Raw genomic sequence first — 380 nt, 5'->3', positions numbered from 1 at the left:
CGTCCCCACCCGGCCCGGGACCGTCGCCTCCCGGCAGACCCTGAGATAGTCGAGCAGGTCATTGGTTATCACCGACGCGAGGTCGAGGTCCTGATCGAGCAACCACCGGCAAAAGGCCAGCAGGTCATACCCATACGCTCGAACCGTCGCCGGCGAGTAGTTCCGATCCAGCAGATAGAGCAGATACTCATTCACGAGCTGGAACCGGGAGGCCTCCGACCCAGCCAGCACCCAACCGTGGTCATCTCGTTCAATCCGAAGGCCGAGTCTGCTGTTCATGGAAACAGGTGTAGCACTTGTGACTCACATCACAGATGATTAGCTACTTCGTGGCGTGTCGCTGACCAGCAATGATTATCGAATTAGCCGGTTAAGAGGGA

At 57.9% G+C, this 380-nt stretch carries 1 protein-coding gene; it reads right to left on the bottom strand.

Going from position 1 to position 380, the window contains the following annotated elements; all coding sequences use genetic code 11:
- The coding region (locus tag CEY15_RS17980) for a site-specific integrase (protein ID WP_176475200.1) at nt 1-279 on the bottom strand (279 nt) is incomplete at its 3' end.
- Nucleotides 280-380 lie beyond the last annotated feature (101 nt).

The sequence above is a fragment of the Dietzia natronolimnaea genome, assembly GCF_002289575.1.
Classification (GTDB): Bacteria; Actinomycetota; Actinomycetes; order Mycobacteriales; family Mycobacteriaceae; genus Dietzia; species Dietzia natronolimnaea_A.
This window is presented reverse-complemented; position numbering and strand designations above follow the sequence as displayed.